We start from the raw sequence: 19,443 nt of genomic DNA, 5'->3' as shown, positions 1-19,443 counted from the left end.
GTGGCCCGATGGCCATGGTGTGCAAGGATCGGGCCATGGGTGTGAGGGAGAGCGGTGGCGGTCGCAGCAGTGGTGGTGGCGGCTACAGCGGTAGTGGGGGTGGGAAGGTGCGGGCCGTCCCAAGGGGCGGGCGGCCGCATCGGGTGGCCGTGCTGGTGCGGGACGGGATGCTGCCGATCGAGGTGGGGATCGTGCACCGGATCTTCGGGGAGGCCCGGTCGGCGGGTGGGGAGCCGCTGTACGAGCTGGTGACCTGCGCCTTGGAGCCCGGGGAGGTGCGTACGGACACGGATTTCACGGTGAATGTCGCGCACGGGCCGGAGGCGCTGGAAGCGGCCGGCACCGTGGTCGTGCCGGCGTCCGGGGCGGATTACGGGGCGGATTACGGGCGGGGAGAGGGCGGAAGCGCGGGGCGGCTGAGCCCGGCGATGGCGGCGGCGCTGGGCCGGATCCGGCCCGGGACCCGGATCGCGTCGATCTGTACGGGGGCGTTCGTGCTGGCCGCGGCCGGGCTGCTGGACGGGCGGCGGGCGACCACGCACTGGCGGTCGGTGGAGGACTTCCGGCAGTTGTTCCCGGCGGTCGAGCTGGATGCGGAGGTGCTGTACACGGATGAGGGGGAAGTGCTGACCGCGGCGGGGGTCGCCTCGGGGATCGATCTGTGTCTGCACATGGTCCGGTGTGATCACGGGGCGGCCGTGGCCAACGATGTGGCGCGGCGGACGGTCGTGCCGCCGCACCGGGAGGGCGGGCAGGCGCAGTACATCCGGCGGCCGGTGCCGGAGCCGCAGGTGTCCTCCACGGGGGCGGCGAGGGCCTGGGCGCTGGAACATCTGGACCGGCCGCTGAGCCTGCGGGAACTGGCGGCGCGCGAGTCGATGAGCGTACGGACCTTCACCCGGCGGTTCCGGGACGAGGTGGGGGTCTCGCCGCTCCAGTGGCTGACGCAGCAACGGATCGAGCGCGCGCGGCAGTTGCTGGAGGAGACGGAGCTGACGGTGGACCGGATCGCGGCGGAGGCGGGCTTCGGGACGGCGGCCTCGTTGCGGATGCATCTGCAGGCGGTGCTGGGGGTGTCGCCGCGGGCCTATCGGAGCACGTTCCGGGGGCCGGGAGACGGGGGCAGGGACGGGGGCGGTGGTGGGAACGGCGGTGGGGATGGGCTGGTGGTGTGAGGTCTGGCGGGGCTGTTCGACGACACTCACGATGCCTGTGCGGGCGGTAGGTGAATGCCAGCTGTGTGCCGACGGATTCGGATGCCTGTCTGCGCGACTGTGGTGGAGGCGGACGCGGTCAGGGTCGCGTCCCGGCTGAGAGCCACCGGCCAGAACCTCGTCGGCGAGACCGCCGCCCGCGCGTCCGCGAGCGCGGTGATCGGAGACCGAGCGGCCTTGAGCTGCCCTCACCGGGCCGACCGGGGAAGCCGGGACGGGCAATGAGGACAATCGCTGTCCTGAATGCCCCCTACGGTCGGCCCATGACCACTTCATCGCACGGCACAGCCCCGTTTCTTCCAGGCGAACACGGTGAACTGCTGCAAGCACTCGCGGAGCAGCGGACATTGCTGCTGATCACCGTGCGCGACATCACCGACGCCCAGGCCGCACAGCGCACGACCGTGAGCGAGCTCACGCTGGGCGGGATCGTCAAACACCTCACCCGGTGTGAGCAGGTGTGGACGCAGATCATGGTCAAGGGGGAGGGAGAACTGCCGGAGGGCATGCTGGACTTGGAGCAGTACCGCATGGTCGAAGGCGAGACGCTCGCTGGGCTGCTGGAGCAGTACACCGCTGCCGCTCAGGGGACCGAGGAGTCCGTGGCTGCCCTGCCGGACCTCGGCCGGAGTGTGCCACTCCCCAAGACTCCGTGGTCCCCGCCGGAGACCGTCCACTGGTCTGCACGCCGGATCCTGCTGCACGTGATCAGGGAGACGGCCCAGCACGGCGGGCACGCGGACATCATCCGGGAAGCGCTCGACGGGGCCAGCACCACCGCTCAACGGTGATCACCCAAGACGCGTGGGCGCGACGTGTGAGGCCCGGTGGGGTGTGGGCTGAGGCCGTCGGTGACTGCGTGCGGGGGGCGTTGTCCGTGGGTGGTCGTACGCTGGCGGTGTGTGGCGATGTACGGGACCGCGCTGGTCAGGTGGCGGGCCGGGGCCGGGGCCGGAGGGGCGGTTCGGGCAGCGGCTCGGTTGGTACTGCGCCGAGCGGAGCGAGGAGCGGGTGAGCATGCTCCCCGCGGGCAAGGTGCTGGCGTTCGCCGCGCAGGGGGAGCGGCGCTGTCTGGGCGTACGGAGGGCCGCCGGCCGGATCGTGTGCCCGTACGGTGCGGTGCTCGACGGTGCGAGTGCCAAGGACCAGTGCGCCCGGTGCGCCCGGTTGGACCGGTCGCGTTCGGTGGCCGCGGACACCATGGCCGATGATCCGCGCCCCTACGGCGTCTACCTCGCGTACTTCGGTCCCGGCCTGATCAAGGTGGGGATCACGGCCGTCGAGCGTGGTCCGGCCCGGCTGGTGGAGCAGGGGGCGGTGGCGTACGCATGGCTGGGGCGCGGGCCCCTGATGGCGGCGCGGCGGGCGGAGGCGTTGCTGGGGAGCGCACTGGCGGTGCCCGACCGGTTCGGGAAGGCGACGAAGCGGGCAGCTCGTGGGGCGCTGCCGCCGGTGCCGGAACGGGCCGCTGAGCTGGCTCAACTGCACGGGGCGGCACGGAGGTTGCCGGGCTGGCCGGAGACGCTTCAGCCGGTGGAGTTCGCCTGTGCGGACCATACGGAGCTGTTCGGGCTCGACCGCATTCCGGGGGAGGTGGCGGAGCTGGGCGGGATGACATCCGGGATGGAGATCGTGGGGGAGGTGCTGACCGGGGTGGGGCCCGATGTGTATCTGCGGCTGGTGGGGGAGGGGGAAGAGGCAGCTGGGGGCGCTGGGGCGGGCCGGGGGGCTGTGACCGGCGTGGCTGGTGGTACCAGCCTGGGCGGTGCGACGGACAGGGCTGGTGTGGAGAGCGGGACCGGTGCGTCGAGCAGGGCCGGTGGCGTGGTTGCGGTGATGGATGCGCGGGTGTTGTCGGGGTGGGTGCTGGGGGCGGCCGTGGGGCGGGTGACGACGGCGCCGGTGCGGGCCGTGGGGTCCGGGATGAGGGAGGGGGAGGAGGAGAAGGGGCGCCAGGAGGGGCTGTTCTGAGGGGCCGGGGTCCGGCCGGCCCCGTGGGCAGGCCCGTTGGGGACGAAGTGGGGGCCTCGGGGCCGGCGGAGGGCTGGGAATCCGTGTTCTCTGGCCTGCGGGGGCTGTGGGGCTTGCCGGAAAGCGGCTGATGGGGGTTGTTCCGGGCCCGGTGGGGGCGTTTGGATGCTGTGTGCAGGTAGACCGGGGGGCGGTGGCAGGGACGGCTTGCCGGAGGGGCGGGTGTCCTGGTGGCGGGTGTAGTGGCCGGAACAGCAGCGGCCGGGAACGTAGTGGGCGGTCGGAAACGTAGTGGTCGGAACCGTATGGGGAGGGGCCCGGCGTGGCGGAGGGTGATGAGCGGGTCGGCGCGTTCTGGCGGGAGTTGGGGCTGCCGGGGCTGATCGATGTCCATACGCACTTCATGCCCGAGCGGGTGATGGCGAAGGTCTGGGCGTACTTCGACGCGGCCGGGCCGCTGGTGGGCCGGGCGTGGCCGATCACGTACCGGTTCGAGGAGGACGAGCGGCTGGCGGTGCTGCGTGGCTTCGGGGTACGGGCGTTCACGTCGATGGTCTATCCGCACAAGCCGGATATGGCGCAGTGGTTGAACGGCTGGGCGGCCGACTTCGCCTCCCGTACGCCGGACTGTCTGCGGACCGCGACCTTCTTTCCGGAGGACGGCGCCGCGGCGTATGTGCGGGACGAACTGGCCGGCGGGGCGCGGGTCTTCAAGGCGCATGTGCAGGTGGGCGGTTACGACCCGACCGATGCACTGCTCGACTCCGTGTGGGGCGCCCTCGCCGAGGCCGGTGTGCCGGTGGTGATCCACTGCGGGTCGGATCCGGCGCCGCGCAAACACACCGGGCCCGAGCCGATCGGGCGGCTGCTGGCCCGCCACCCCCGGCTGCGACTGATCATCGCGCACATGGGGATGCCGGAGTACGCCGATTTCCTGGACCTGGCGCAGCGCTATCCGGGCGTGCACCTCGATACGACGATGGTCTTCACGGACTTCTCCGAGCGGAGGGCGCCGTTCCCGCGGGCCGAACGCCACCGGCTCACCGACCTCGGCGACCGGGTGCTGTTCGGCAGCGACTTTCCCAACATCCCCTATGGGTACGCGCATGCGCTGGAGGCGCTTGAGCGGCTGGAGCTGGGCGAGGAATGGCTGCGGGGCGTCTGTTACGGGAATGCGGCCCGGTTGTTCGGGGTGTGAGGCCCCTGGCGGCGCTGCGCGCTCTCGGGGCGATCGGGGCGATCGGGGCCTCCTGAGCCGGGTGCGGGATGCGTTCGGCGCCGCGATCAGGGCCGTTCGGATGGGTGTGGGGCGGCGGCTGTGGATGCGGGCGCGGTCGCCGGTGTGGATGCGGTTGCGGCTGCGCCGGTGGCTGCCGACAGGTGGGACAGGGCGGCGCGCAGTTCGGAGAGGGTGGCCTCGTCCGTCACGCGTTCCGTAGCGGGGTCGATCTTCGGGCCGATGGCAGGGATTTCGCGGCAGGCGGCCTCGATGACCTCGCCGGTCATCATCCGCAGGATCTCGCGGAGCTGGGCGTTGGCGTGGTCGCCGCCGGTGGGGGACGGCGAGGCGGTGATCACCGCAACCGGCTTCGAGACGCATTCGCCGCTGCTGACCAGCCAGTCGAGGGCGTTCTTGAGGACGCCGGGGACGCCGTGCGCGTACTCGGGGCTGACGACGAGCAGGGCGTCGGCCGTTGCGACCTCGGCGCGCAGGGCGGCGACGGGTGCGGTGGGGGTGGCGTCCTCGCCGTCCAGATCGGGGTTGAAGTGCGGCAGGGCGCCGATGTCCGCGGTGGCGGCCGGGCCGTCCCAGAAGGCGAGCGCGGAGCGCAGCACCGCGCCGTTGGAGGAGCGCGCACGCAGGCTTCCGGAGAGCGCGAGGAGTCTCATGGCGTGACGGTATAGGGGTTTGTGCAGGGCTGCGAATGTGCTGGTCAGAGCGATTGTCAGTGGGGGGTGCGATGCTGACGAAGTGGTGATCGGCCTGGACCGCGCGGGGGGCGGCCCAGGCCGGTCAAGGGCCGGGAGACCAGGGCCGGGTAGGACTCGAAGGGGGCAGGGCGGCAGGGGGCTGGGGGCGCCCGGGGAGGGGAGAGGCCCCGGAGGAACGAAGCACGGGGGATTCTCAGGAGATTCACAGAAAGGCGCAAGGGAGCTCTCACGGGGGCGGGTCAGGCTCCCGGGCATGACCGTGACTTCGTCGTCCTCAGCGTCGTTTCGTATCCCGGCTACGGCCTCGTCCTCCAGGGGCGCGCCCGAGAAGCAGCCGGCGTTGTTGCGGCCCGACGGCAGTCCGCTGCGAGTGCTGGTCGTGGACGATGAGTCCTCGCTCGCCGACCTGTTGTCCCTTGCCCTGCGTTACGAGGGCTGGGACATCCGCTCGGAAGGGGACGGGGCGGGAGCGCTGCGCTGTGCCCGTAGTTGGCGGCCGGATGCGGTGCTGCTCGATGTGATGCTGCCGGACATGGACGGGCTGACGGTGCTCGGGCGGTTGCGGCGGGAACTGCCGGATGTGCCGGTGCTGTTCCTGACCGCCAAGGACGCGGTCGAGGACCGGATCGCCGGGCTGACGGCGGGCGGCGACGACTATGTCACCAAGCCGTTCAGCCTGGAAGAGGTGGTGGCCAGGCTGCGGGGGCTGCTCCGCCGGGCCGGGGCGGCAGCGGCCCGGAGCGAGTCGCGGCTGACGGTGGGCGACCTGACGCTCGACGAGGACAGCCATGAGGTGTGGCGGGACGGCCAGGAGATCCATCTGACCGCCACCGAGTTCGAGTTGCTGCGCTATCTGATGCGCAATCCGCGGCGGGTGCTGAGCAAGACCCAGATCCTCGACCGGGTCTGGAGCTACGACTTCGGCGGCCAGGCCAACGTCGTGGAGCTGTATATCTCCTACCTGCGGCGGAAGATCGACGCGGGGCGGACGCCGATGATCCACACCCGGCGCGGCGCGGGCTACCTCATCAAGCCGGGCGGGTAGGCCGGTGCCGCGAACGCGAAACCCGGCGGCCACGGGGCCGACCGGTCCGGATGCGCCGGCCGGTCCGGGTGCCCCGGCCGGTCCCGGTGCCCCGGTTGGTCCGGCTGACCCAGTTGGTCCGGGTGGCCTGGCTGGTCCGGGTGACCTGGCCGGTCCGAATGCCTTGGCGGGTCCGAGTGACCTGGCCGGTCCGGGTGCCTTGGCCGGTCCAGACTCCTCGGCCACCCCATCGACCCCAGCCACCTCTGCCATCCCGGCAAGGCCGGCCACCCCGGCCCCCACCCCCCGCCGCCGCTGGTCGCTCCGGACCCGTCTCGTCGTGTCGGCGGTGGCGCTGATCGCGGTCGTCGGTGCCGTCATCGGCACGGTGACGACCATTGCGCTGCACGACTATCTGCAACGGCAGTTGGACCGGCAGCTGCTGGATTTCGTCATCCATGCCAAGGAGCCGCGGCCGCATGACCCGCGGCGTATGCAGGGGCTGGACTTTGTGGCCATGGGCGGTCAGCCGCTGAAGACGGTGGGGGCGCGGTTCGGCCCCGACGGCATGGCCGATGAGGGTGCCATGCTGAGCAATTCGACCAACCGGCTGCCCGAGGACCGGCTGTCGCCGCTGTCCGGGGTGCAGGTGGCGGCGCTGAATGCGGTGCCGCGGGACGGCCGGCCGCACACCGCCGAGCTGCCCGGCCTCGATGACTACCGGGTGGTGTCCACCAGGGGCGGCTCGCGCTCGCTGGCGCTCGGTCTGCCGCTCGGCTCTGTGCAGGACACGGTCAGCCAACTGGTGGTCATCGAGGAGTGCGTGACGGTCGCCGGTCTGATCGCGGCCGGTATCGCCGGCTCCACCATGGTCGGTATCGCCCTGCGGCCGTTGCGCCGGGTCGCCGCCACCGCCACCCACGTGTCCGAACTCCCGCTGCACCAGGGCGAGGTGGCGCTGCACGTCCGGGTGCCGGCCTCCGAATCGGACGGCCGGACGGAAGTGGGGCAGGTCGGTGCGGCGCTCAACCGGATGCTGGGGCATGTCGGCTCGGCGCTCGCGGCCCGTCAGGAGAGCGAGACGCGGGTGCGGCAGTTCGTCGCCGACGCCAGCCATGAGCTGCGTACGCCGCTGGCGTCGATCCGCGGCTATGCCGAGCTGACCCGGCGCGGGCGGGAGCAGCCGGGACCGGAGACCCGGCACGCCCTGGGACGGATCGAGTCGGAGGCGGAGCGGATGACGGGGCTGGTGGAGGACCTGTTGCTGCTCGCCCGGCTCGATTCCGGGCGCCCGCTGTCGTACGAGACCACCGATCTGTCGCCGCTGGTGGTGGATGCCGTCAGTGATGCGCAGGTGGCGGGGCCCGGTCACCGGTGGCGGCTGGAGCTGCCCGACGAGCCCGCGCTGGTCCACGGCGATGGCGGGCGGCTGCACCAGATCTTGGTGAATCTGCTGGCCAACGCCCGTACGCATACGCCCGAGGGCACGACGGTGACGGCCAGGGTGCGCGCTGCCGGTCGTATGGCGACTCTGCCCGCTGCCGGTGACAGGGCCGGTGCCCACGCCGCAGACCGTGCGGGCGCCCCGGCCACCGCCGGTGGTCCTGCCGGGCGCCGTGACCTCGTCGCTCGCGTCGTCGAGCTGCAGGTGCAGGACGACGGGCCCGGTATTCCGGCCGCGCTCCTCCCGCATGTCTTCGAGCGGTTCGCGCGGGGCGATGCCTCGCGTTCGCGTGCCGCCGGGAGCACGGGGCTCGGCCTCGCCATCGTGCAGGCGGTGGTTGCCGCGCACGGAGGCACGGTCGGGGTGAGCAGTGTGCCGGGGCGGACGGTCTTCACGGTGACGCTGCCGAGGGCGGCGGCTGCCCCGAAGGCGCCTCTCCCGGCGGAGCCTCTCCCGTAAGCGGCTGTCCCGACAGCGCCTGTCGCCCCGAAGGCACCGGCCGCCCCCGAGAACACCGTCCCCCTCACAGCCAGGACACAGGCTCAGCACACTGCCGTGACAGCGCGGGCGGCGAATGTCGTAGGCATGACGACGACACAGCCGCCCCGCACACCGCTGGGTTCCCTCCCGCCGCGCGAGCATCTGCGGCTCGGTCAGATCGCGACCGTCCTCGATGTGGTGATCCCGGTCTACAACGAGGAGCGCGACCTGGCGCCCTGTGTGCGGCGGCTGCACGACCACCTCGCCCGCACCTTCCCGTACAGCTTCCGCATCACCATCGCCGACAACGCGAGCACGGACCGTACGCCGGAGGTCGCCGCCCTGCTCGACGACGAGATCGACGAGGTCACGGCGGTACGGCTGGAGCAGAAGGGGCGCGGGCGGGCGCTGCGCACCGTGTGGTCCCTCTCCGAGGCGCCGGTGCTGGCCTATATGGACGTCGATCTGTCCACGGACCTCAACGCGCTGCTGCCACTGGTCGCGCCGCTGATCTCCGGGCACTCGGATCTGGCGATCGGCTCCCGGCTCAGCCGCAGCGCGCGGGTGGTGCGCGGCCCGAAGCGGGAGTTCATCTCGCGGATGTACAACCTCATCCTGCGCGGTTCGCTCGCCGCACGGTTCTCCGACGCGCAGTGCGGGTTCAAGGCCATCCGCGGTGATGTCGCCGCGCGGCTGCTGCCGATGGTCGAGGACACCGGATGGTTCTTCGACACCGAGATGCTGGTGCTCGCGGAGCGTGCCGGGCTGCGGATCCACGAGGTGCCGGTGGACTGGGTCGACGACCCCGACAGCACCGTGCAGCTGGTGCGGACGGCCGCCGACGACCTCAAGGGCGTATGGCGGGTGGGGCGGGCGCTGGCGACCGGTGGACTGCCGCTGGACCGGCTCGCCCGGCCGTTCGGGGACGATCCGCGGGACCGTGAGCTGTCCGGGGTGCCCGGCGGCCTGGCCCGTCAGCTGGTCGGCTTCTGTGTCGTCGGCGGGCTCAGCACCCTGCTCTACCTCGGCCTGTACTCGGTCTTCCGGCTCGGTGTGGGGCCCCAAGCCGCCAATGCCGTGGCGCTGTTGCTGTCGGCGCTGGCCAATACGGCCGCCAACCGGCGGCTGACCTTCGGGGTGCGGGGCCGGGACCGGGCCGTGCGGCACCAGGCTCAGGGACTGGTGGTCTTCGCCATCGGGCTGGCGCTGACCAGCGGGTCCCTGGCCGCCCTCGCCGCCGCCGGCGGCGAGGCCTCGCACGGCACCGAACTCGCGGTGCTGGTGGCCGCCAACCTCGCGGCGACGGTGCTGCGGTTCCTGCTCTTCCGCGCCTGGGTGTTCCCGGACCGCGAGCGGCGCGACGACGCCGGCGGACCGCAGCCGCACCCTTCGCACGATCACCACGACCTGACCAGGAGCACTCGATGACCCCGCACCCGCCCGCTACGCCGGCCCAGCCGTCGTACCGGCCCCCGTCCACGCCGCAGGGAGGGCCGCCGGGCCCGGCCGCCGCTTCCCCGGCGGCGTCGGACCCCGCCGCCTCTCCGCGCTGGGCGCGGCCCGCGCTGCTGGCGTTGTTGCTGGTCACGGCCGTGCTCTACCTCTGGAGCCTGTCCGCCTCCGGCTATGCCAACCAGTTCTACTCGGCCGCCGTACAGGCCGGCAGCGAGAGCTGGAAGGCGTTCTTCTTCGGCTCCTCCGACGCGGCGAACTCCATCACCGTCGACAAGCCGCCGGCCGCACTGTGGCCGATGGCGCTGTCCGTACGGCTCTTCGGGCTCAGTTCGTGGGCGATCCTGGTGCCCGAGGCGCTGATGGGCGTGGCGACGGTCGGGGTGCTCTACGGGGCCGTACGGCGTCGGTTCGGTGCCGGGGCGGGGCTGCTCGCCGGCGGGGCGCTGGCCGTGACGCCGGTCGCGGCACTGATGTTCCGGTTCAACAACCCCGATGCGCTGCTGTGCCTGCTGATGGTCGGTGCGATCGCCGCCGTCCTGCGGGCGCTCGCGGACGGCCGTACGAAGTGGCTGGTGCTCGCCGGTGTCTGCTTCGGCCTGGGGTTTCTCACCAAGACGCTGCAGGCGTGGCTGATCCTGCCGGCCCTCGCCGTCGTCTACGCCTGCTGTGCGCCGGTCGCGCTGCGCCGGCGCCTGGGGCAGCTGCTGCTCGGCGGGCTGGCGATCGTGGTGTCCGGCGGCTGGTGGGTGGCGATCGTCGAGCTGTGGCCGGCGTCCTCGCGCCCGTACATCGGCGGCTCGCAGCACAACAGCTTCCTGGAGCTGACCTTCGGCTACAACGGCCTCGGCCGGATCAGCGGCAATGAGACCGGCAGCGTCGGCGGTGGCGGCCGCGGCGGTCATGGCGGTGGTGGCTGGGGGCAGACCGGGATCACCCGGCTGTTCTCGTCCGACATGGGCGGGCAGATCTCGTGGCTGCTGCCTGCCGCGCTGATCCTGCTGGTCGCGAGCGTGTGGGTGCTGTGGCGGGCCCGGCGCGCGACCGATGCCGAACAGGCCGGTCAGCGGGCGGAGTTCCTGGTGTGGGGCGGCGCGCTGCTGATGACCTTCGCGATCTTCAGCTTTATGTCCGGGATTTTCCATCAGTACTACAACATCGCGCTGGCCCCGTACCTCGCGGCGCTGGTCGGGATGGGGGCGACGCTGTGGTGGCGGCGGGGCGGGCGGCGCGCCGCGCTCGTACTGGCCGGGACGGTCGCGGTGACCGCCGGATGGTCGTATGTGCTGCTGGACCGCTCGCCGGGCTGGCTGCCGTGGCTGCGCTGGACCGTGGTGGCCCTCGGAGCGCTGTCGGTGCTGGGACTGCTGGTGCCGGTATGGGCGGGAGCGTCGGCGCGGGGCGGAGAGCCGGCGGGGGATGGGGAACGGGCGCCGCGGCGGACGGGCCGACGCCTCGCGGTGCTGGCGGGCGGACTCGGGGTGGCGACGGCGCTGGCCGGTCCGGTCGCGTACACGCTCCAGACGGTCAACACGCCCAAGGGCGGGTCGATCATCACCGCGGGCCCCACGGTGCGCGGCGGCATGGGCGGGCCCGGTGGCCGTTTCCCCGGCGGCGGGCGGCCCGGTAGGTGGCGCGGGAACAACGGAGCCATGCCGGGTGGCCAGGGCAAGCGCGGGGGCCAAGGGCAGGGCAAGGGCCAGGGCACGGGGCATTTCCCCGGCGGGCCGGGCAGGTCGGGCGGACCGGGCGGCTTCGGTGAGCGGGGCGCCGGGCGGATGCACGGCATGGGCGGCATGGGCGGTCTGCTCAACGGCAGCAAGGTGAGCGCCCGGGCCGAGGCGATGCTGGAGAAGGACGCCGGGAACTACACCTGGGCCGCCGCGGCGATCGGCTCGCAGAACGCCGCGAGCTATCAACTCGCCACCCAGAAGCCGGTGATGGCGATCGGCGGCTTCAACGGGAGCGACCCTTCGCCGACCCTTGACCAGTTCAGGAAGGAGGTGGCGGCGGGGAAGATCCACTACTTCCTCGCGGGCGGAAAGGGCGGCCCCGGTGGCGGTCCGGGGGGTCCCGGTGGCGGCCGTGGTGGCGGCAAGGGCGGCCCCGGTGGTGGCCGGGGCGGCTCGTCGGAGATCACTTCCTGGGTGGAGAAGACCTTCAAGAAGGTCACCGTGGGCAGCGCCACCTTCTACGACCTCACCCGGAAGGCGTGACCCGGAAGGCGTGACCCGGAAGGCGTAAGCGCGAGACCGGCCCGGTCCCCGGGCGGCCGAAAAGGAAATGTACGGCGTATAACCCTCCCTGTACGGTGTAAGTTCTCCGCTCGCACCGTACAGGGAGCCCGTATGCCCTCCGTGGCCTCCGACGCCACCACCGCCACTCTTGAGCCACCGGGCCGCCCCGCCGCCCGCTGGCTGATCCTCGCCGTCATCTGCCTCGCCCAGCTGACGGTCGTCCTCGACAACACCGTCCTGAACGTCGCGATCCCCTCCCTCACCGAGGAACTGGGCGCGACCACCGCCGACGTCCAGTGGATGATCAACGCCTATTCGCTGGTCCAGTCCGGTCTGCTGCTCACCGCGGGCAACTCCGCCGACCGTTACGGCCGCAAGAGGATGCTCATCGTCGGCCTGGCGCTGTTCGGGGCCGCCTCGCTCGGCGCCGCCCTCGCCGGGTCACCCGGCGAGCTCATCGCCGCACGCGCCGGTATGGGCATCGGCGGGGCCCTGCTGGTGACCACCACCCTCGCCGTCGTCATGCAGATCTTCGACGACGAGGAGCGCCCCCGCGCCATCGGCATCTGGAGCTCGGTCAACTCCCTCGGCTTCGCCGCCGGCCCGCTGATCGGCGGTTCGCTGCTCGACCACTTCTGGTGGGGCTCGCTGTTCCTGGTCAATCTGCCGGTCGCGGTGATCGCGCTGGCGGCCGTCGCCGTCCTCGTTCCCGAATCGAGCAGCCGTGGCGGCGCCCTCTCCGCGGCCGGTACGCCCTCGGCCGGGCGGACCCCTCTCGACCTGCTGGGTGCCCTGCTGTCCATGATCGGCATGGTCGGGGTGGTCTTCGCGATCATCTCCGGACCGATGTACGGCTGGCTGTCCGGCCGGGTGCTGATCTCCGCGGCCCTCGGGGTCGCCGGGCTCGCCGTCTTCGCGCTGTGGGAGCTGCGCGTCCCGCACCCGATGCTGGACATGCACTTCTTCCGCAACCGCCGGTTCATCGGCGCCGTCTCGGGCGGCATCCTCGTCGCCTTCGGGATGGGCGGCTCGATGTTCCTGCTCACCCAGCATCTCCAACTGGTCCTCGGTTACGGACCGCTGGATGCCGGACTGCGGATGGCGCCGCTCGCCGTCACCGTCATCCTGGTCAACTTCACCGGTCTGAGCGCCCGTCTGATCCCCCGGCTCGGCACCCCCGGAATGATCGTTTCGGGAATGTCGCTGCTCGCGGCCGGCCTCGCCGCCGTCTCCCTGTTCGGCGGGGCCGGCTACGGCGGCATGCTGTGCGGCCTGGTCGTGATGGGTGCCGGTGTCGCGTTCGCCATGCCGACGATGGCCAACGCCATCATGTCCGCGATCCCGCCGGCCAAGGCGGGCGTGGGGGCCGGCGTCAACGGCACCCTGATGGAATTCGGCCAGGGCCTCGGCGTCGCCGTCCTCGGCGCGGTCCTCAACTCCCGTTTCGCGGCGCTGCTTCCGGCGGCCGCCGCGGGCGCCGGGTCGCTGACCGCGGCGCTCGCCCGGACCCGTACGGGTGCCGGACGGGACGCCGTCCACGACGCCTTCGCGGCCGGTATCGGCACCAGCCAGCTGGTCGGCGCGGCCGCGGTGTTCCTCGGCGGGCTGCTCGCCGCCGTCCTGCTGCGCCGGGCGGAGCGTACCGGAGGGGACGCGGAGCAGGCCGCCACGGCTCCCGGTGCGCAACCGGCCACCGCCGCGGCGGAATAGCATCGGCTCGGCAGGTGCGCGTGAACAGCGCGTACCGGCGGCACGTATGACACCCAAACGTGCCGTCACCGCCGACGACACCGATGACAACGCCGACGACGTCACCGCAGGGCGTCATCGCATGACGACACCGAAGCCGACCGCGACGACGGCACCCACGACGTCGAAGACGCTCGGGACAGGGAGGGGCGCCATGGCAGCGACGGACGACCGCACCGGAAAGCGGCCGAACAGCGTCTGGCTGACCGAACGGCCCCCGCTCAAACGGAAGGCGGAGCAGCCGGCCGCACTCGACCTCGACAAGATCGTCGGGGCGACGGTCCGGCTGCTGGACGCCGACGGCCTGTCGAAGTTCTCGATGCGCAGGCTCGCCGCCGAGCTCGGCGTCACCGCGATGTCCGTCTACTGGTACGTCGACACCAAGGACGACCTGCTGGAACTTGCCGTCGACGCGGTGGTCGGCGAGATGACCCTGCCCGATGCGTCGGACTCCGGCGCCGACTGGCGCGACCAGTTGCGCACGCTCGCCGTCGGCTACCGCGACATGCTGCTGGGCCACCCCTGGGCGGCCCGCCTGCTGGGCGAGTTCCTCAACATCGGCCCGCACGCGACGGCCTTCGCCCACGCCACCCAGCGGGTGATGCGCCGCAGCGGCCTGGACGCGGACCGCATGTCCGGCGCGCTGGCGTCCCTCTTCCACTTCGTCTACGGCTTCTCGACGATCCGGGCCACACACGAGGCCCGCTGCCGGGCCGTGGGCATGAGCCTCGACGACTACTTCGAACAGGTCGTCGCCGCGCTCACCGACCGGCCGGAGCTGGCCGGGCTGCTGGAACCCTCCACCCGGGCCGACCACATCCGCCGGGGCCGCAGCGCCGTGGACATGCTGGACCGGGACTTCGCCTTCGCCCTCGATCTCCAGATCGCGGGCATCGAGGCGATGCGGGACCGGCCGTAGCCGCCGTCCAAGCCGGCGAACAGCGCCATGACGGCGCGTTCTTCGGGGGTTTGTGCCAGGGGCTTCGAACCCGGTCCGCACAGCGGGTGGCGAGGGTGCCGTAGTGCGCAGGAACGGGCCGGCCGGTGCGAGCCTCCACGGAAAACGCGTCCGACGTGAGGCAGCCTTGCCCGGCCGCCCACAGGAGTGAGGGCCCTCCGGCCGGTGGTGGTGGACGTGTGGTCCGCACCGGCCGGAAGGCCCTCGCGCCCGTGGTGACCGCTCAGGTGTGGTGGGCGCCCTCACCTGGACGGTCACGGTTCATGTGGCGCTCGTATTGGAGCACTGTGCCTTTTCTTCTGCAGTCATGGCGCGGTAGTGCGGCTTGAGGGATACGAAGGTGCTCTTCGCCACGACGTTGTCGAACGTACGCGGACCCTTGCTGTTGAATTCGTTCACAGGGGCGAAGGGGTTCGACTGGTCGACGCCTTTGAGCTTCCAGGTTCCCTCCAGCTTCTGGGTGGTGGGAACCTTGTCGAGCCAGGCAATCGTGTAGGCCGGCTGCTCGGTGAGCCTGACGTCCTGACCCACCGTCGTCGACGTGGTCGAGGTGTACTGGATACTCGGCGTCGCCGTGACGGTCTTGGTGGGCTCCCCGCCGATGCCGAGCGACATGCCGATGACGAGGCCTTCGGTCTTCGTCTCCGCCTCCGACCACCCCGTGTTGATGGCGGAGGGATTGCAATTGGGTACGGGCTTCCCGATCCGCTCCGGAGTGCCCTCGGTCTTGTCCCCGGCGTAACGGGCGTTCTCGACGGTGCAGTTGTCGCCGCAACGCGACAGGAAGTCGGCGAGCTGCGCGGGGTCGTCCAGAGGGTCGGGCCCGCTGGGGACCACGCCGACTCCCGGCTTGGGCATGAGACTGCCGCCGCCGCCAGGAGAGTCCGCCTGCGCGGGAGTGATGCTCAGGCCCAGCGTCGCCACGGCGAACACCGATCCCACCACTGCCGACCTCAAGCCTCGCCCGGACGGGAGCACGCTGCGTATCTCTCTCATCTCTTCGTCATCCTGCCTTCTGTGGGAGGAGCGCATCACTGACGTCATGCGCGGATGGGGGATGGAGGAAGGAAGCCCTGCCCAAGGGGCCGGCATGACGCCGGCTTCGGGCCTCCGTGCTTCAAGCTAGGCAGGTCACATGGTGGTTTCTGGATGACCGGATGATGGGCACGTAACACCCCCCACGCACGCTTGCGTCAGCCTCCGGCAGCGGTGTGATCACGTAGGGGGATGTCGCGCATTCCAGGGCCGCCACGGTCACCACGTCGATCGCGCCGCGGGACCGGCCGCCTCACCCCATCGGCAGGCTCTCCCCCTGCACCGCCTGGATGTCCAGTTCGACCTTCAGGGTGGTGCCGATCGCCGCGATGCCGGCCGCAACGACCTGGTTGTAGTTCATCTTGAAGTCCTCGCGACGCAGCTCCGCGGTGGCGCGGAAGGCGGCGCGCACCCCGCCCCAGGGGTCGGGGCCGGTGCCGAGGTAGCTCAGATCGAGGTCCACCGGGCGTACGACACCGTGCAGCGACAGCTCGCCGTGTACCGTCCAGCGGTCCGGCCCTGCCGGTGCCAGGGCCGAGCTGCGGTAGGTGATCTCCGGGAACTTCTCGACGTTCAGGAAGTCTTCGGAGCGCAGATGCCCGTCGCGCATCCCGTTGCCGGTGTCGATGGACGTGGCCTTGATGGCCGCCTCGACCCGCGAGGCGGCAAGGTCCTCGGCGATCTCGATCCGGCCGCTGAACTCGGTGAACCGGCCGTGCACGCTGGAGATCCCCAGGTGCTGGGCGACCGCGGCCACCGTCGAGTGCATCGGGTCGATGGTCCAGGCGCCGGGCGGCGGCAGCTCGGCCCCGCCCTGCCGCGCCAGGACGACGCTGCCGACGTCCATCCGGCCGCTCGCGGTCACGATCGCGCTGGAGGCGACCGGTGCATAGCCGACGGCCGTCACGATGACCGTGTACGGGCCGGCGGGCAGCGGCTCTGCGCTGCGGATGGCGCCCTCGTCGTCCGCCGCCGCGCGCAGCACCTGCGCGCCCGTCATATCGGTGACGGTCAGTACGGCGTGCTGGACCGCCCAGCCGTCGCGTGTGCGGATCTGAGCCCTCAGTCCCGCAGCTCCCGCGCCCGTCGAAGTCATTGCCTCTCCTGTTTCCTGCCTGGTCGGGGTCCCCCGCTCCGGCGAGGCCGGGAGCGTGGGGGAGTGTCGGGCTCCGGACGGCGGCGTGCAGGCCGTCCCCTGCCTGTGCGCAGCGCCGCCGCCGGAGCCCCGGGGTCCGGTCCGGGACGCGCCTCCGCTCAACGCGCGTCCCGGCCCGGGGTATTGCTCCCGGGGCACATCCCCGGGCCCGGGGTGCTTCAGCCCTCGGGGTGTGCGAGCTCGACGTCGTAGCCGTCGACTCCGCGGGCACCGACCGCAAGGCCGGTGGCGACCGGCGGGTAGCCGCTCGCGATGACCGTGTAGTCGCCGGCGTCCAGGTCGGTGAAGGCGTAGGCGCCGTCCTCCCCGGTCGTCGAGGTGGCCACGACATTGCCCGCCGCGTCCACCAGCGTGACCCGCGCGTCGGGCAGCGGACGGGATCCGTCCGGACCGCCGGCCCGCACGATGCCCTGCACCCGCGCGCCGGACAGCAGCTCGATCTCGATCCGGGTCGTGCCCTGGCCGCCGATCTCGACCGGCAGCGCGGCCGGGCGGTGGTTCGGGGCGTTCACGGCGACGGTGAAGGTCCCGGGCGCCAGCTCGTCGAAGGCGAAGTGGCCCTCGGCGCCGGTCATTCCGGTGGCCAGCACCTCTCCGCGGACATCGGTCACCACGACCATCGCGCCCTCGACCGGCCGGCCGGTGGCCGCGCTGCGGACCTGGCCGCCGAGGCCGCTGGTGCCGCTGAGCAGGATGTCGTAGCCGTAGGGCTGGTCGCCGACGACGACCGTGGACGCCTGCGGCTGGTGGCCGTCGGCCGCGGCGATCAGCACGTACGAGCCGGCGCCGGGGGCGTCGAGCACATACGAGCCGTTGGCCTGGGCGACCGCGCGTCCCAGCTGGCGCCCGCTGAGCGAGATCAGCGTCACCGCGGAGCGCGGTACGGGGTGGCCCTCCGCATTGCGGACGAAGCCGTGGACCGCGGAACCGGTCGGGAGGGCGTCACCGCCGCCGGCCGAGGCGTACGCCGCCAGCGGCTGGGTGGCGGTGGCTGCGACCGCGGCCGGCTGCGCCCAGGAGGGCGTGTGCACGTCGTCGTCGGGGGCCGCCGACGGGGCACCCACCAGAGCGGGCTCCCGCTCCTCGTCCGGCGCCGCGGCGGCGACGGCGAGGTCCGGGACGACGGCATCCGCCGCCGGGGTGGCCGACGGGACGCCCGCGGCCCGGGCGCTCTCCGTGCTCTGGGACAGTCCGCCACGCGTCTTCAACGCGACCTCCTTGATGAACAGGGTGAAGAGGAAGGCGAGCAGCGCGCAGGGCGCCGCGTAGAGGAACACATCGCCGACACCGTGACCGTAGGCGCTCTCCATGACGGTGCGCAGCGGCGCCGGGAGGGAGTCCAGGTCGGGGATGCCGCCGCCGCTGTTGCCGGCGCCGTGGGCGGCGGCCTTGGCGGCCTTGGGGCCGAGGTCGGCCAGGCCGTCCTTGACGTAGTGGGTGACGCGGTTGGCGAGCACCGCACCGAGGGCCGAGACGCCCACCGCACCACCGAGCGAGCGGAAGAAGGTCACGACGGACGAGGCGGAGCCGAGGTCTTCGGGGGCCACCTGGTTCTGCGTGGCGAGCACCAGGTTCTGCATCATCATGCCGATGCCCAGGCCCATCAGGGCCATGAAGATCGCGATGTGCCAGTACTCGGTGTCGTAGCGGATGGTGCCCAGCAGCCCGAGTCCCGCGGTCACCAGGACGCCGCCGGCGACCAGCCAGGCCTTCCAGCGGCCGGTCTTGGTGATGATCTGGCCCGAGACCGTCGACGAGATGAACAGGCCGCCGATCATCGGGATCGTCATGACGCCGGACATCGTCGGCGACTTGTCGCGCGCCAGCTGGAAGTACTGGCTGAAGAAGACGGTGCCGGAGAACATCGCGACACCGACGAACAGCGAGGCCACCGACGCCAGGGTGATCGTCTTGTTGCGGAACAGCCGCAACGGGATGATCGGCTCCTTGGCCTTGGTCTCGACGAAGACGAAGACCGCGCCGAGCACGACCGCGCCGCCGACCATCGCGGCGGTCTGCCACGACATCCAGTCGTACTTGTCACCGGCCAGCGTCACCCACACCAGCAGCAGCGAGACCGCCGCGCTGATGAAGAAGGCGCCCGCCCAGTCGACCTTGACGCCCTCGCGCTTGACGACGGGCAGCTTCAGGGTCTTCTGCAGCACGATCAGTGCGATGACCGCGAACGGCACACCGACGTAGAAGCACCAGCGCCAGCCGAGCCAGTCGGTGTCGGTGATGACGCCGCCGAGCAGCGGGCCGCCGACGGTGGCGACGGCGAAGGTGGCGCCGAGGTAGCCGCTGTACCGGCCGCGCTCCCGCGGCGAGATCATCGCGGCCATCACGATCTGGGCCAGGGCGGACAGACCGCCCACGCCTATGCCCTGCACCACGCGGCAGGCGATCAGCATCCCGGTGTTCTGCGACAGACCCGCGACGACCGATCCCGCGACGTAGATGATCAGCGCGAACTGCACCAGCAGCTTCTTGCTGAACAGGTCGGAGAGCTTGCCCCACAGCGGGGTGGTCGCGGTCATCGCCAGCAGCGAGGCGGTGACGACCCAGGTGTAGGCGCTCTGTCCGCCGTCGAGGTCGTGAATGATCTCGGGCAGTGCGTTGGAGACGATCGTCGACGACAGGATGGCGACGAACATGCCGAGCAGCAGCCCGGACAGCGCCTCCATGATCTGACGGTGCGTCATAGGGGCCCCGTCGGAGGCATGGTGTCCGCCTCCGTGCCTGGCGTGGCCGCCCCGCACACCGGCTGGTGTGGTCGTAGCCATGTAGTTCC

At 71.8% G+C, this 19,443-nt stretch carries 14 protein-coding genes; 10 read left to right on the top strand and 4 right to left on the bottom strand.

The genetic code is table 11. The features are described 5' to 3' along the window. Positions 1 to 8 precede the first annotated feature (8 nt). From OHS81_RS16770 to OHS81_RS16755, 4 genes are all read left to right on the top strand, one after another. The gene (locus OHS81_RS16770) at positions 9 to 1,175 is read left to right on the top strand and encodes a GlxA family transcriptional regulator (RefSeq protein ID WP_443058714.1); all 1,167 of its coding nucleotides are present in this window, start codon (positions 9 to 11) and stop codon (positions 1,173 to 1,175) included. Between the two features lie 302 nt (positions 1,176 to 1,477). Continuing rightward, on the top strand, positions 1,478 to 2,005 hold the full coding sequence (locus OHS81_RS16765; protein WP_328385558.1) for a DinB family protein: 528 nt from the start codon (positions 1,478 to 1,480) through the stop codon (positions 2,003 to 2,005). A 226-nt stretch (positions 2,006 to 2,231) separates the two neighbouring features. Continuing rightward, the gene (locus OHS81_RS16760; RefSeq protein ID WP_328391212.1) at positions 2,232 to 3,185 is read left to right on the top strand and encodes a DUF2797 domain-containing protein; all 954 of its coding nucleotides are present in this window, start codon (positions 2,232 to 2,234) and stop codon (positions 3,183 to 3,185) included. A gap of 322 nt (positions 3,186 to 3,507) precedes the next feature. Beyond that, positions 3,508 to 4,383 carry an amidohydrolase family protein gene (locus tag OHS81_RS16755; protein ID WP_328385557.1) on the top strand — a complete coding sequence of 292 codons (876 nt, stop codon included), beginning with the start codon at positions 3,508 to 3,510 and terminating at the stop codon, positions 4,381 to 4,383. An 86-nt stretch (positions 4,384 to 4,469) separates the two neighbouring features. Here the strand turns inward: OHS81_RS16755 and OHS81_RS16750 are convergent, their stop codons facing one another. After that, positions 4,470 to 5,075, bottom strand: a complete 606-nt coding sequence (locus tag OHS81_RS16750; RefSeq protein ID WP_328385556.1) for an NADPH-dependent FMN reductase — start codon at positions 5,073 to 5,075, stop codon at positions 4,470 to 4,472. 385 nt (positions 5,076 to 5,460) lie between these two features. Here OHS81_RS16750 and OHS81_RS16745 point away from each other — a divergent pair, with 385 nt between their 5' ends. The 6 genes from OHS81_RS16745 (at position 5,461) to OHS81_RS16720 (ending at position 14,422) form a co-directional block, all read left to right on the top strand. Continuing rightward, entirely contained in the window at positions 5,461 to 6,162 is a 702-nt protein-coding gene (locus tag OHS81_RS16745; protein ID WP_328391210.1) for a response regulator transcription factor, read from the top strand. A 319-nt stretch (positions 6,163 to 6,481) separates the two neighbouring features. Further along, positions 6,482 to 8,044: a sensor histidine kinase gene (locus OHS81_RS16740; RefSeq protein ID WP_328385555.1), complete on the top strand. Its 1,563-nt coding sequence runs from the start codon at positions 6,482 to 6,484 to the stop codon at positions 8,042 to 8,044. 126 nt (positions 8,045 to 8,170) lie between these two features. After that, entirely contained in the window at positions 8,171 to 9,493 is a 1,323-nt protein-coding gene (locus tag OHS81_RS16735; protein ID WP_328385554.1) for a dolichyl-phosphate beta-glucosyltransferase, read from the top strand. Further along, positions 9,490 to 11,733 carry a glycosyltransferase family 39 protein gene (locus OHS81_RS16730; RefSeq protein WP_328385553.1) on the top strand — a complete coding sequence of 748 codons (2,244 nt, stop codon included), beginning with the start codon at positions 9,490 to 9,492 and terminating at the stop codon, positions 11,731 to 11,733. Before OHS81_RS16735 ends, OHS81_RS16730 begins: the two co-directional genes overlap by 4 nt. Before the next feature lie 132 nt (positions 11,734 to 11,865). Beyond that, the gene (locus OHS81_RS16725) at positions 11,866 to 13,464 is read left to right on the top strand and encodes an MFS transporter (protein ID WP_328385552.1); all 1,599 of its coding nucleotides are present in this window, start codon (positions 11,866 to 11,868) and stop codon (positions 13,462 to 13,464) included. Between the two features lie 193 nt (positions 13,465 to 13,657). Then, the gene (locus OHS81_RS16720) at positions 13,658 to 14,422 is read left to right on the top strand and encodes a TetR/AcrR family transcriptional regulator (RefSeq protein ID WP_328391208.1); all 765 of its coding nucleotides are present in this window, start codon (positions 13,658 to 13,660) and stop codon (positions 14,420 to 14,422) included. A 300-nt stretch (positions 14,423 to 14,722) separates the two neighbouring features. On the opposite strand, the gene OHS81_RS16715 is transcribed toward OHS81_RS16720, so the two are convergent. The 3 genes from OHS81_RS16715 to OHS81_RS16705 form a co-directional block, all read right to left on the bottom strand. Further along, positions 14,723 to 15,403 (bottom strand): hypothetical protein, encoded by a 681-nt coding sequence (locus OHS81_RS16715; RefSeq protein WP_328385551.1) that lies wholly within the window; start codon positions 15,401 to 15,403, stop codon positions 14,723 to 14,725. Between the two features lie 346 nt (positions 15,404 to 15,749). Further along, entirely contained in the window at positions 15,750 to 16,592 is an 843-nt protein-coding gene (locus tag OHS81_RS16710; RefSeq protein WP_328385550.1) for a YceI family protein, read from the bottom strand. 218 nt (positions 16,593 to 16,810) lie between these two features. Next, the gene (locus OHS81_RS16705; protein WP_328385549.1) at positions 16,811 to 19,435 is read right to left on the bottom strand and encodes an MFS transporter; all 2,625 of its coding nucleotides are present in this window, start codon (positions 19,433 to 19,435) and stop codon (positions 16,811 to 16,813) included. Between the last annotated feature and the right edge of the window lie 8 nt (positions 19,436 to 19,443).

It is taken from the genome of Streptomyces sp. NBC_00400, from assembly GCF_036048035.1.
Classification (GTDB): Bacteria; Actinomycetota; Actinomycetes; order Streptomycetales; family Streptomycetaceae; genus Streptomyces.
The sequence above is the reverse complement of the archived record's forward strand: the minus strand, read 5'-3'. Positions and strand labels throughout refer to the sequence as shown.

What these genes read in the sequence shown, in the direction of transcription:
- OHS81_RS16730 (WP_328385553.1), top strand. Translation starts at nt 9,490, where the DNA reads ATGACCCCGCACCCGCCCGCTACGCCGGCCCAGCCGTCGTACCGGCCC.
- OHS81_RS16760 (WP_328391212.1), top strand. Translation starts at nt 2,232, where the DNA reads ATGCTCCCCGCGGGCAAGGTGCTGGCGTTCGCCGCGCAGGGGGAGCGG.
- OHS81_RS16725 (WP_328385552.1), top strand. Translation starts at nt 11,866, where the DNA reads ATGCCCTCCGTGGCCTCCGACGCCACCACCGCCACTCTTGAGCCACCG.
- OHS81_RS16765 (WP_328385558.1), top strand. Translation starts at nt 1,478, where the DNA reads ATGACCACTTCATCGCACGGCACAGCCCCGTTTCTTCCAGGCGAACAC.
- OHS81_RS16750 (WP_328385556.1), bottom strand. Translation starts at nt 5,075, where the DNA reads ATGAGACTCCTCGCGCTCTCCGGAAGCCTGCGTGCGCGCTCCTCCAAC.
- OHS81_RS16705 (WP_328385549.1), bottom strand. Translation starts at nt 19,435, where the DNA reads ATGGCTACGACCACACCAGCCGGTGTGCGGGGCGGCCACGCCAGGCAC.
- OHS81_RS16735 (WP_328385554.1), top strand. Translation starts at nt 8,171, where the DNA reads ATGACGACGACACAGCCGCCCCGCACACCGCTGGGTTCCCTCCCGCCG.
- OHS81_RS16770 (WP_443058714.1), top strand. Translation starts at nt 9, where the DNA reads ATGGCCATGGTGTGCAAGGATCGGGCCATGGGTGTGAGGGAGAGCGGT.
- OHS81_RS16710 (WP_328385550.1), bottom strand. Translation starts at nt 16,592, where the DNA reads ATGACTTCGACGGGCGCGGGAGCTGCGGGACTGAGGGCTCAGATCCGC.
- OHS81_RS16720 (WP_328391208.1), top strand. Translation starts at nt 13,658, where the DNA reads ATGGCAGCGACGGACGACCGCACCGGAAAGCGGCCGAACAGCGTCTGG.